We start from the raw sequence: 12,222 nt of genomic DNA on the forward strand, positions 1-12,222 counted from the left end.
TTATTGGCGAACTTTGGCCAAAATCGCACCCGCAATTTTTGCCATTACGCTTCGCGGTATTAAATAATTTATGAATGTTAGCACAGAATTTAACAATCCTACAACCTTTAAATTTTTTCCGGCGCAAAAAGCGTACAGGGCGGCTTCTGCAACTTGTTCCGGCTCATGCCCGAAATTCGACTTCAACGGACGCTTGTCAAACCCCGCGCGCCTGAAAAAATTCGACGTCGTCGGACCCGGGCAAAGACAAAGGCAGGTCGCCCCGAACTTGCGTAATTCATAGTCAAGCGCGAGGGAAAAATTCATGACATAAGACTTCGTCGCCCCGTAAACGCTCAAATACGGGCACGGCTGCCACGCCGCGGTGCTTGCAACATTTATGATTCCGCCGCCGTTTTCGCGGATTAAGCCGATAAATTTTCCGCTGAGGTAAGTCAGGGCGCGGACGTTTACGTCTATCATATTTGCGTTATGCTCCAAATTCGGCTCGGGGAAGAGCCCGTATCCGCCAAATCCCGAATTGTTTATGAGCAGAATTTTTCTGTTTTTCGGAAAATCCGCGTTTTTTTCGGCGTTTTTTTTGATTTTTTCTAAAATCCCGTCAAATGCGCAATCTATTTGTGATAAGCAAGATAAGTCGCATTTAAAGTCGAAAACGTTTTCCCTTTCAAAAAATTTTTCACTTTCCGAACGAGAAATGTTGCATATTAAAATATTTTTTGGTAATCTATAAACCAGTTCAAGAAAAGAGCGACCTATTCCCGAACTTCCTCCCGTCAAGATGACGGCATTGTAGTTTCGGGACAAGTGTTCGAGAATTTTCCTCGTTTGGCGATTTTCTTTTACGGAGCTCTTTATTTTCTTTTGCGAATTACCGATATTCATATTGGCAAAGATAATTTCACAATTTCATCACGGCATCAAGCCATAACAGAAAGGAAAACATGAACAACAACGAAATCATCATCTCCGGACAGAACCTCGAATTGACAGACTCATTGAAGCAGGAAGTCTATTCAAAGATGGAAAAACTTTTCAAGCACCAGGAAAAAATCATAAGACTAAGAATTGACTTGGAGTACAGCCCGAACCGCAACCATGAAGACGAATTCATTGCGAAAGGGCGAATTGAAATTGAAGGTCCCGACATGGTGATAAGTATCGCTTCAAGCGACATGTACAAGTCCATAAACGAGCTTGCCGACAAGCTTGACCGCAAAATCCGCCGTGCCCGCAGATTGGTCAAGGTCAAGACAAAGCAAGTCAAGAATGTCGATATTTCAAACAATATTCCAAACGCCGTAAAAGCAGGCGCAAGATAATAATTAGTTTAACAAAAAGCGGAGAATTTTACTTCTCCGCTTTTTTTATGCTAAAATATTGCAAGAAGACTTAGGAAATTATGAGCTTTTGATACTCTACTCCCTTTCTATTAAACGTAAAAAAAGACGGTTTAGGAAATACCTAAAACCGCCTTTTTTATTGCAACGCGAGCAACGCTTAAAAGCGATGCGCCGCGCGATATTATGTCGCTTAAATTAGAAGCCCATTGTCATGGAAGTGCCAAACCATACAGTGTCGGCATACTTTCCGAAGGGGCGGGTTTCTGTCGCGGCAGAAGAGTGCGCATTTACGTTTGCCCAGCGAACGCCGAAAGACAAAGCGCAAATTTCATTCACGCGCAAAACGAGATCGGCATTGATTCCGACATAGCTGTAGCCGTTCGAGTCGTGGTAAACAACATTGTCAGTCTTAAAGCGGCTGCCGTTTCTGTATCCGTAATAGATTGAAGTGTCCAACGAAAGGAAGTCTTTGCCTTCGCCCAAAATCCACTTTGAAATCGGAGCGGAGTAGTCCAAAGAAACTTCAACCGTATTGCATTCCATGTCAAAGTCGTAATAGTAATAGAGGCTCGGAGTTACAGCAAAGTCGCCCAAGAGTTCGCTTGTATCGTAAGAAACGCCGACTTTGAGTTCGTTTGTTGTGTCGAACTTGCAGGCTTTCTTTGCGCCCAAAGAGGTGTTCCAGTAGAGCGTGTAACCCAAGTCAAACGTAAACGCCGCAACCTGGTATGTCATGCCGAGGTTGATGTCGGTTTCAGTATAGTTGTCGTCCAGAGGAGAGTTGTTGAAAACGCCGATATACGCGCCGAGAGCGTCGGTAATGGCGTATGCAACTTCAACTTCGGGCTGGAGAGAGTCTTGCGCTTCCCTGATGCCGCGGAAAACATAGTTGCTTTCATAGGCGAAAGAAACAGAAGCGGAGAACTTGTCTGCGCTCAAGAAGCTTTTTTCAGCCTGCTGCGGCTGTTGTGCCGCGGGTTGGGCGGCGTCAGCCGCGAACGTAAACGGAGCGAGCATTGCTGCAACGCCCGCAAATAATGTAGTTTTTAGCATGTTTTTCATAATTTAGTAAATCCTTCTAAACAGAAATTAGGAATAAAATAAAAATCCAATAAGATTTAAAAGTCCAGCCAAAAAAACAAATCGGCTTGTTTTTTATACTTTAAAAATGAAAAAACTCTCTTATAAAGAATGTATAAAATAATCGTTGCGGACAAAATTTCCGCGCCGAAAAAATTTTTAACAGAAACAAAAAATGAACAGCAGAAAATTAGCGATAGCAAAAATTGCCGAACGAAAAGTCGAATACAGCGACAATACTCCGCAGTACGAAATAGACAAAGAATACGGCAAAGACGTATTCGGCATAAGGGCAATGGAACAGTATCTGCCCCGCCCCGCCTACAAAAAGCTGGTGGAAACCATAAACGCGGGAACTCCGATTGATTCTTCAATAGCAAACGACGTCGCTCACGCAATGAAAAAATGGGCGATGGAAAGAGGCGTCACGCACTACACGCATTGGTTTCTGCCGCTCAACGGGCTGAGCGCGGAAAAGCACGATTCATTCCTCGACCCGAGCGGTGAAATCGGCAACGCCATCACGCGCTTTTCAGGTAAAAACTTGATAGTTGGCGAGCCCGACGCCTCGAGTTTTCCCTCCGGCGGATTGCGCTCCACTTTTGAAGCGAGGGGCTACACCGCCTGGGACCCGACATCCCCCGCATTCATAAAGCGCACGGGCAAAGTTGCAACCCTTTGCATACCCACCGCATTCTGTTCGTACACAGGCGTTGTCCTCGACAAAAAAACGCCTCTGCTACGCTCAATGCAGGTTTTGGGTCAGCAGGCAAAACGCCTTTTAAAATGCTTCGGGGAAGATAGCGACGCAAAGCCGTCGGTAACTCTCGGCGCGGAACAGGAATATTTCTTAATCGACAAGGCTCTTTACATGTTGCGTCCCGACCTAATGCAAACGGGAAGAACGCTTTTCGGCGCGCCCCCGCAAAAGCACCAACAGCTCGAAGACCACTACTTTGGCGCGATAAAGCCGCGCATACTAAACTTCATGAGCGAAGTCGAAAAGGAATTGTGGCGCATGGGCATTCCCGCAAAAACCCGCCACAACGAAGTCGCCCCCGCGCAGTTTGAAATCGCCCCCGTATTCGAAGAGCTTAACGTTGCAGTTGACCACAATATGGTGACGATGGAAACCCTGCAAAAGATTGCAGACCGCAACGACTTGGTCTGCCTTCTGCATGAAAAGCCGTTTGAAGGCGTAAACGGATCGGGCAAGCACAACAACTGGTCGATTTCAGTAGGCGAAAAAAACCTGCTAAACCCCGGCAACAACCCGCACGAAAACGCGATATTCCTTACGGTTCTATGCGCGATAATAAAGGCGGTTGACGAACATGCCGACCTTCTTAGAAGCTCAACCGCAAACGCGGGGAACGACCACCGTTTAGGCGCAAACGAAGCTCCTCCTGCAATCATTTCAATCTTTTTGGGCGACCAGCTTACCGACATAATCGAACAGCTTGAAAAAGGCGAGGCAAAATCGAGCAAGCACGGAAGCCAAATAAAAGTCGGCGTCGATACCTTACCCGCTCTGCCCGCAGACGTCACCGACCGCAACCGCACAAGCCCGTTCGCGTTCACGGGCAACAAGTTTGAATTCCGCGCGGCGGGCTCTTCGCAGTCGTGCGCAAATCCGAATATAATGCTAAACACGATTGTCGCCGAAGCTTTCGACGAAATTTCAACTTACCTTGAAAGCCTGCCGAAAGAAGAATTCCAAAAGGGACTGCAAAAGAAGCTGAGCGAAATCATAAAAGCGCACAAAAGAATTATTTTCAACGGAGACGGCTACAAAGAGGAATGGAAGGAAGAAGCAAAGCGCAGAGGGCTTCCGAACTTGCGCACGACTCCCGAAGCCTTAAAGCCGCTCCTTGACGAGAAGAACATAGTGATGTTTGAAAAGTACGGAGTGCTAAACAGGGTGGAAATGGTTTCGCGCTACGAAGTGTTCATAGAGGAATTTACCCGAAAAGTTCTAATCGAGGCGGGGCTTTCTATAAACATTTCGCGCACCATGATAATACCCGCGATATCCGCCTATTTGTCAAAGCTCTCCTCCGCAGCAAATTCGCCTTGGAAAAACGCGGCAACCGATGAAATCGGCAAATGCGCGGCAGACTCGCTTTCCGAAGTTCTAAACGCCACAAAATCTCTCGAAGCGGAATTTGAAAAGAAAGCCGACATAGAAAAGATAAAAGAGAAAATGGCGCATCTTCGCAAATGCGTGGACAAGGCGGAAGGAATTGTGGAAGACTCTCTCTGGCCGCTTCCAAAATACCGCGAGCTTTTGTTCATATACTAATTCATAAATCTCAAAAAAAAATTCGCTTAAATTTGTTAAGCGAATTTTTTTTGCAAACTATTTGGCAAATATTCTAAGCCGCTTTAAATGGAAAATTTCCGTTTTGTCGAGCATAAGCCTTACATATTTCGCCCTAATCGGATTTTCAAAATTCACAATCCACTTGCTTTTGTAGTCCTCGCAAGACCATACGCGTTTCCAGTCCTTGCCGTTTTCGGAAACAAGCATTCTAAGGCGCGTGGTTCTGTCGCCCTGGGCGTCTGCCCGGTTTACAATTTCAACAGAAACGATTTCCTCCGCGCGTTCAAGCTCTACCGTCAAATGCGGATTTCTCTCTTTAAGCGTGTGGAAAGAGAAAACGCCGTCCCCCGAAGTCATCAAATTGTCCTTTTTGGGAGACCATTTTTCGTCAATGGAAGAATACGAAACTTTCGCATTTTCCGAAACCCACCTGCCCAAAGGCTTTGGCATAAGCTCTTCAACTAACAAATTTTCAGCGTTTTCAAGAGGCTTGTAAGAATACTGTTTCGGAAAAATTCCGTCCGCTTTCTGCGCCTTCGAGCTTACCGGCTTCAAGACGAAAGTCCAGGAAACAGCCCCCTTGAAATCAGGCTTAAACCGACTGCGCGTAGATGGTCCGCATGAATTGTTGCCAAGCCCCCTTACTTTCCATGCAATTCTCAGCTCGTTTTGCGTCGGCTCTTTTAAGTTGTGCGGATGCTTTGCGCTTAAAAGTTCTTCCTGCGTGTAGGGCAATATCGCCATCGGCAATGGCTTTTCGACGGCGGAAACAATAATGCCCAAGCCGTTTTCATCGGTAATTTTCATTTGGCGGACTTCTTCGCGGTTGCCCGTATCCTGCGGCAAGGAATAGTCTTCCATAAAGTCTTTTACTTTCAAGGAGTAAAGCCCGACATCCGCCGCTTCTTTCCTGTCCTCGTAATTTGCGAACTCTCCCCTGCCGAAGTATTCAACGTTTTCGAGTTTCGGATTAAGCCCCATTTTTAAGCCTATTCTTGCCACGTTTAAATTCCGTGGCGTTTCATTTATCTTTTGGCAAGTTGCAACAACCTGCATAGTTCCGTCAGACAAAATCGTATATACAAACTCATTTGCAAAGCCTTCGCCGTCATTGTTTGCGAGGATTTCAGAGCATGTGATTCTTGCCGCGCCGCGCCCCAATTTTTCTATTTTTAGCGTCGGCTTAAACTGCTTTAAAGAGCCAAGATTTTTGCTGTTCCACTCTCTTAAAACTTCTCCGCGCCTTTCGTTATCAATTAAGGCAGATGAAATGTCAAAAAGAACGGGCGAATTTATGATTATATTTCCGCCGCGCTTCAAACTTTTTAAGCAAGCGTTTTCAGCGTCGAATTCGTAAACATAATTCCCCGCCTTCACCAACACGGCATCGCCATTTTTTGAAACTTCGATTTTGCCGCGGTTTGCGATTTTAAGCTCTTTAAATTCAGTTGCATCTTTTAATTTAAACTGGGTGCTTGAAACTTTATCGCCTTTCTTTGCGAACAAAGTATCCGCCTTGCGCGTAAAAATCACCGAGTAAAAATATTCTCCGCCGCCACCAAATTCGGGAATGTCCAATTCAATTTCAGCCGATTTTCCCGCAGGCAAGTCGATGGCATCAAGCGTTTTTTCAAAAACCTGCTTCCCGTTGCATTCAACAACTATTTTTGCGTCGAACTCGTTTAAATTCGTGTCGAAAAATTCATTTGAAATTTTGATTAGCTTCGGGTTTTCGCCATTCGGGCGCGAAACCTGAATGTCTTGGTAAACGCGCCCCACTTCGTGATACTTGGCAAAGAAAGTTCTGTCGGCGCGGACTATGCCGTTTGAGCAGAAATTGCCCGCAGACGGAGATGTCTTCCAGTCGCGCCCGTCCGAGAGATATAGCTTTCCCGAACCATCTTCGCGCGGAAGATAAAGCGACTGGTCAACCCAGTCCCAAATAAAACCGCCGTGCAGACAGTCGGCATTAGTTCTTATTAAATCCCACTTGCCTTTCAAGTTGCCAATGGAATTTCCCATCGCGTGCGCGTATTCGCAAAAGAAGAACGGCACTTTCTTTTGGGTCTTGTGCAAATATTCGTTCATTCTGTCAACGCCGCCATACATTGGAGAGGCGAAATCTGAGAATCCCTTATCTTCGCCGTTCATTTTATGCCAAACTTCGGCTTCGGAATGCACATAATGCAAAGGAGCGTTGTCGCGCACGACTTTCGCCATTTCGCCATGCCCTTTCACGATGCGCCCCGCAGATTCGTTGCCCACTGAAAATATCATAACGCACGGAACATTCCTGTCGCGGAAAACCATATTGCGCATTCTGTCAACGCTCGCGGGAATGAATTTGTCGAAATCAAGCGGACCCGTGTTTCTATAACCGTGCTGTTCCTGGTTGCACTCATCCAAGACCATCAAGCCATAGCGGGAACAGAGCATGTAAAAAGTGTCGTCGTTGGGATAGTGCGAAGTGCGCACTGCGTTGATGTTGATGCGCTTCATAAGCTCGACGTCGAGTTTTTGCCATTTGAATTCGCAAGTTTTGCCCTTGTCGGGAGACCAGTCGTGGCGGTTTACCCCCTTGAAAAGCACAGATCGGTTATTCAAGAAAATGCCCGCGCCCCTGACTTCAAATTTCCTGAAAGCAAAATCCGCCCTGACAGTTTCAAGAACTTTGCCTTCCACGTCGGAAAGCGTAATTAAAATGGCGTACAAATTCGGCTTGTCTGGCGACCATAACTTAAAATTTTTCGCTCCAATATCGGCTGATATTTTTATTTCTTTTGAACTTTGGATTTGCGGTATTTTCTTTTCAAGCAAAGTTTTGGAATTTAATTTGTTGCCCTGTTCATCAATTATGTCGGCTTTCAAAACGAGTCCCGACGCCGATTTTTCCGAAAGATTTTTTATAAACGCCTCGAGTTTTATTTTTGCCGAAGACAAATCGTCTGAGAAAAACACGGGGGCGTAATAATCTCGAATGTAGGTTTCGGGGCGCGAAATCAGCATGACGTCGCGGATTATGCCCGACATGTGCGGCATGTCCTGCATTTCAAAAAATCCGCCCGTGGAATATTTGAAGACTTCGACCGCGACAGAATTCTTGCCCTTTTTCAAAAGCGGCGTTATGTTAAATTCAGACGGAGTGAAAGAATCTTCTGCATATCCCGCAAACTTTCCATTGACAAAAACCTTAAAACCCGTACGCACACCGTTAAAGCGAATAAATACCGCGCGCCCGTTCCAGTTTTCAGGCAGATTGAAATCGCGGCGGTAAACTGCAACTTCGCGGTGCTCTTCGGGAATTACAGGGTTTAAGATGGACTCGCTTGGGTTTTCCTTGCCATTGTCAGTATAGCCTTTAATCCGAGAGCCGTCTTTATGGAACTGAAATTCGGCAGGGTGGTTAAAATAAAAAATTCGGTCGTAGCCCTTTGTCTGCCAAGTATTGGGAACATCCATGGTGTCCCATTTTGCATCGTCAAAATTTGCCGAAACATATTCGCTTTTAAAGAGCTTTTCGTTTTCGAGAAAAAGAAATTTCCAATCGCCATTTAAGAGCATATAATTCGGGGTGTCGTAAATTTTCCCGACGCCGTCCGCTGAAATCGGCTTTGCGGCAAGCTCAAAATTCGGATAAGAGATAAAGAACGCGCGCGGTTCTTCCTTGTTAATCTTAAAAGTTTCGATGTCCTCAAAAACAAACTTGCTGTCAAGAAAATCAGCATTTTTTGCAAAAGACCCCGTAAAGGCAAACATCCCCGCCAACAATAAAAACAATAATTTTTTCATGGTTTAATTTTCAGTTAAGTTAAGATAATTATTTAAATATGCCATTAAACGCCGCAAACTTCAACAAAAAATCAAAAGAGCGACAATTCCGACAATACAAAAAAAAGCGGCATCGCTCCAACGCGCGAATGCCGCAAAAAAAATAATGATAAGCTTTTTAGGAATCGGGATACAAATACTTCATGTCAACAGCCTGCGCCGCAACGATGACCGCCGCGCCGAAAATATCTTCGGTAAGCGCGCTTCGCGGAACTTCCGCAAAGGGCTTTACAAGCCCCGTCACAATCTGCCCGTAAGTTCTGCATCCGACAATGCTCAAAAATTTTGAAGAGATGTTGCCAGAATTCAAGTCGGGGAAAATCAGCACATTCGCCTTGCCGGCAACGGAGCTATTGATGCCCCTTACTTTCGCGGCTTCGGGAATGAGCGCGGAGTCAACCTGCAATTCTCCGTCAACTTCTATTTCGCAGGCTTCCGACATCGCCCTCTGGTGCACGAGAGCCGTCGCCGCCTTGACTTTCAGCACGCTGTTTGTCTTTGCCACCTGAAGTTTTGAAACGAAGCTCAGCATCGCAACTTTTGAAGGCTCGCCCGTCAAGTGGTTTGCAAGCTTTGCGGTGGTGATGGCAATATCCGCAAGCTGTTCTTCCGTGGGTTCGGGAATGACGCCGCAGTCGGAAAGGAAGAGCAATCCGTTGGTGCCAAGTTTTTCGTTGTTTGTTTCGACAATCATCATTGAAGACGCCGTCTTAAAGCCCTTTTGGAGCGATATAAGCTGGAAGACGGGGCGAAGCGAACTTGCGGAAGACTGAGTTACCCCCGAAACCATCGCATCGGCGCGAGCAGTCGCAAGCATCATGGTTGCAAAATAATTCGGATTGCGCAAAAAGCGTTCAACGTCCGAGACTTCCATCTGCCTGAATTTTGGCATTCCCTTGAGAATTTTCAGCAAATCGCCGAAATCATCGCTTTTGTCGATTTCGAGTATGCGTATTCCGTCGAGAGGAAGCTCCATTGACTTTGCCTGTTCTTCAATTTTCGGGCGGCTTCCGATTAAAATCGGCACACCCAGCCTGCGGCTTGCGAACATGCGCGCCGCCTTTATGATTCTCGCGTCTTCGCCTTCGGGGAAAACGACTCTCTTGGGATGGTTTTGAAGCCTTGCTGATAATCTGTTAATTAACGACATAAAATTGATGTTTCTTTTTTGTTGTAAGTTCTTTTTAATATTTCGTCAATAATTTCTTTCATATAAATCACTGTCGATGTCGTGCCAAAAACGGCTCGGCTCGCGCAAGTCGGAATGTCCCTTGCCGAAAGTGACCCTCGGATATGTTATGACAAGCAGGTCTTTAGCGCGCGTGCTCGCCACATAAAACAGCCTGCGCTCCTCCTCCACGTCGCCCTCTTCGATGCACCTTTCAAGAGGGAACATTCCCTCCGCGGCTCCTATTATGAAAACCACAGGAAACTCCAAGCCCTTTGCCTGATGCACTGTCATAAGGCTTGCCCTGTCGCCGAATGCCTGCTTTTCGTCGCGCCCCGCTCCTTCCGATATTTCCAAAGACGCGCTCGCCAAAAACATGTCTATGTCGGGAAATCTGGAAGCGTATTCATAAAGGGAATCAAAATCCTTCACCCTGTCCTGCCAATCCTCATAGGCATTTTTCATGCAGTCCGAATACCATGAATCGCAAACGGTTCTCACCATGTCCTTGGGCTTCATGGCGGGAACACTCTTTTCAAACAAGTCAGCGGCGGGAAGATTTTGCGCGCGCGACTTTCTGACGGCAAGGCTGACGTCCAAAAGCCCCGCCGCAACGCTCGGGAAAATCGAACGCGCCGCCTCGGGAACTTTCGCCAATACCTCTTTTGCCGCCATTGCCTCGATAATGGAAATCTTCGATTTTTCGGCAACCGACACGGCTTTTTCGTAAATCTTCTGCGCGGTTTTATCGCCGATTTTGGGCAGAAACTTCACAAACCTCGCAAACGATACGAAGTCCCTCGGGTTTGCCGCAAATTTTATCTGCGAAACCGCGTCCTTTATGTGCGCCTGCTCAAAGAACTTCAAGCCGCTTGTAATTGCAAAAGGAATGTTGCGGTACTGCATTTGAAGCTGCATATCCATCGCCTGAAAATGGGCGCGGTACAAAATTGCTATGTCCGAAAGCTTGTAAGGCGGATGCGCCCCGCAAGTAAGCTCCTCAATATAGTCGGCGACCAAGCGCGCCTGCGACTGCGAATCCATTGCGCGTATTATAACGGGCTTATGGGCGTCGGCGCGGGACGCCGTAAGGCTCTTTTTAAACTCCTCGCCCGCCTCAAAGCCCTCAAGGATGCTGTTTGCAAAATTTAGAATTTGCGGAGTGCTTCGGTAATTTAAGCCAACCTTGTAAATAGAGCCGTTCGGATAGCGTTTTTTGAAGCGCAAAATGTTTTCGATGTTCGCCCCGCGCCAAGAATAAATACACTGGGCGTCGTCGCCGACCGCGCTTATCCTGCCCGACTTGCAAAGCAAATCCAGTATTTTGCATTGGAGGGTGTTTGTGTCCTGATATTCGTCAACCAGCACGTTTTTAAAGCGTGCACCATAACGCTCGCAAACCGACGGGACTTCCAAAAGAAGCCTATGCCACAATTCAAGGAGATCGTCAAAATCGCAAATCAAGCCTTCTCTGCGCCGATTTTCATAAGCGCGGGCGATTTTTTCTATGTCCTCGGGCGGCGTTTCAATCCATGAAAACCTATCGCGCATGGCGTCTTCAATAGACATGCAGGTGTTGCGCGAATAGCTTATGATTTCCTTTAAGAGAGCCGCGCGCGGATTTTCCTTCTTCTTGAAAAAATTGGGCGAAATCTCCTCAACGCAGTGCTTCAACAGCTTTTCGGAATCCTCGGCATCGGCGATTGTAAAATCCGGCTTGATGCCGATTGCCTCACCTTCCTTGCGCAAAAATTTGTTGCCTATCGAATGGAAAGTGCCGCCCCAAAACTTCCATGTTTCGACGCCCGTGAGAGCGTTTACCCTTTCAAGCATCTGGTTTGCCGCCTTGTTTGTGAAAGTCAAAAGCAAAAGCTCCTGCGGATAAATGCCGCACTCCCCCACAAAATGCGCAACCCTGTAAGTCAGCGTGCGCGTCTTTCCCGACCCCGCGCCCGCAAGCACCAATGCGGGAACATCCGCAGGTGCCGTGACAGCCACATACTGGTCGGGATTTAATTCTTTTTTAAAGTCTATGAAAGCTGGCATCGGCTTTATTTTGCAAGAAATCTAAGAGCCGCCAAATAGCCTTCAAAACCCATGCCGCAAATCTGGGCTTCGCAAACGGCGGCGGTAAACGAATTGTGTCGGAAATCCTCGCGCTTGTGGATGTTTGAAATATGGACTTCCACAAACTTTAATCCCGACCCTGCAATGGCGTCCCGCAATGCGACGCTTGTATGGGTGAATGCCCCCGGGTTTATTATCGCCCCGTAAAAGCCGCCGTCCGCAAATTCCGCGATTTTATTTAAAATTTCTCCTTCGATGTTAGACTGGAAGCAGGAAACTTCGACACCCAGCTCTTTTCCGAGTGAAACAACCGAATTTTCCAAGTCTTTGAGAGTCGCGCTCCCGTAAATTTCAGGCTCGCGCACGCCGAGCCGATTTAAATTTGCGCCGTTTATCAATGCTATTTTTTTCAT

8 protein-coding genes are annotated in these 12,222 nt (G+C 46.8%); 2 read left to right on the forward strand and 6 right to left on the reverse strand.

Features of this window, described 5'->3' with window-relative positions:
• Nucleotides 1–885 (reverse strand): SDR family NAD(P)-dependent oxidoreductase, encoded by an 885-nt coding sequence (locus tag MOX91_RS05860; RefSeq protein WP_370397150.1) that lies wholly within the window; start codon nt 883–885, stop codon nt 1–3.
• A gap of 59 nt (nt 886–944) precedes the next feature.
• Between MOX91_RS05860 and hpf the strand changes: the two genes are divergently transcribed.
• The gene (hpf, locus tag MOX91_RS05865) at nt 945–1,322 is read left to right on the forward strand and encodes a ribosome hibernation-promoting factor, HPF/YfiA family (protein ID WP_370397151.1); all 378 of its coding nucleotides are present in this window, start codon (nt 945–947) and stop codon (nt 1,320–1,322) included.
• 216 nt (nt 1,323–1,538) lie between these two features.
• Here hpf and MOX91_RS05870 read toward each other — a convergent pair whose 3' ends face one another.
• On the reverse strand, nt 1,539–2,405 hold the full coding sequence (locus MOX91_RS05870; protein ID WP_370397152.1) for a TorF family putative porin: 867 nt from the start codon (nt 2,403–2,405) through the stop codon (nt 1,539–1,541).
• 193 nt (nt 2,406–2,598) lie between these two features.
• Here MOX91_RS05870 and MOX91_RS05875 point away from each other — a divergent pair, with 193 nt between their 5' ends.
• The gene (locus tag MOX91_RS05875) at nt 2,599–4,725 is read left to right on the forward strand and encodes a glutamine synthetase III family protein (protein ID WP_370397153.1); all 2,127 of its coding nucleotides are present in this window, start codon (nt 2,599–2,601) and stop codon (nt 4,723–4,725) included.
• A 57-nt stretch (nt 4,726–4,782) separates the two neighbouring features.
• Here MOX91_RS05875 and MOX91_RS05880 read toward each other — a convergent pair whose 3' ends face one another.
• The 4 genes from MOX91_RS05880 to aroQ all read right to left on the reverse strand — a co-directional run bounded on the left by MOX91_RS05880 (nt 4,783) and on the right by aroQ (nt 12,222).
• Nucleotides 4,783–8,535, reverse strand: a complete 3,753-nt coding sequence (locus MOX91_RS05880; RefSeq protein WP_370397154.1) for a glycoside hydrolase family 2 TIM barrel-domain containing protein — start codon at nt 8,533–8,535, stop codon at nt 4,783–4,785.
• Nucleotides 8,536–8,692: 157 nt separating this feature from the next.
• Entirely contained in the window at nt 8,693–9,724 is a 1,032-nt protein-coding gene (locus tag MOX91_RS05885; RefSeq protein WP_370397155.1) for a phosphate acyltransferase, read from the reverse strand.
• A gap of 45 nt (nt 9,725–9,769) precedes the next feature.
• Nucleotides 9,770–11,788, reverse strand: coding sequence for an ATP-dependent helicase (locus MOX91_RS05890; protein ID WP_370397156.1), 2,019 nt, complete (start codon nt 11,786–11,788; stop codon nt 9,770–9,772).
• Between the two features lie 5 nt (nt 11,789–11,793).
• Nucleotides 11,794–12,222, reverse strand: coding sequence for a type II 3-dehydroquinate dehydratase (aroQ, locus tag MOX91_RS05895; RefSeq protein ID WP_370397157.1), 429 nt, complete (start codon nt 12,220–12,222; stop codon nt 11,794–11,796).

Source organism: Intestinicryptomonas porci (genome assembly GCF_033971905.1).
Classification (GTDB): Bacteria; Verrucomicrobiota; Verrucomicrobiia; order Opitutales; family Intestinicryptomonadaceae; genus Intestinicryptomonas; species Intestinicryptomonas porci.

Bases quoted from the DNA above. Each gene is read 5' to 3' on its own strand.
- aroQ (WP_370397157.1), bottom strand. From the start codon at position 12,222: ATGAAAAAAATAGCATTGATAAACGGCGCAAATTTAAATCGGCTCGGC.
- MOX91_RS05890 (WP_370397156.1), bottom strand. From the start codon at position 11,788: ATGCCAGCTTTCATAGACTTTAAAAAAGAATTAAATCCCGACCAGTAT.
- MOX91_RS05860 (WP_370397150.1), bottom strand. From the start codon at position 885: ATGAATATCGGTAATTCGCAAAAGAAAATAAAGAGCTCCGTAAAAGAA.
- MOX91_RS05885 (WP_370397155.1), bottom strand. From the start codon at position 9,724: ATGTCGTTAATTAACAGATTATCAGCAAGGCTTCAAAACCATCCCAAG.
- MOX91_RS05875 (WP_370397153.1), top strand. From the start codon at position 2,599: ATGAACAGCAGAAAATTAGCGATAGCAAAAATTGCCGAACGAAAAGTC.
- hpf (WP_370397151.1), top strand. From the start codon at position 945: ATGAACAACAACGAAATCATCATCTCCGGACAGAACCTCGAATTGACA.
- MOX91_RS05870 (WP_370397152.1), bottom strand. From the start codon at position 2,405: ATGAAAAACATGCTAAAAACTACATTATTTGCGGGCGTTGCAGCAATG.
- MOX91_RS05880 (WP_370397154.1), bottom strand. From the start codon at position 8,535: ATGAAAAAATTATTGTTTTTATTGTTGGCGGGGATGTTTGCCTTTACG.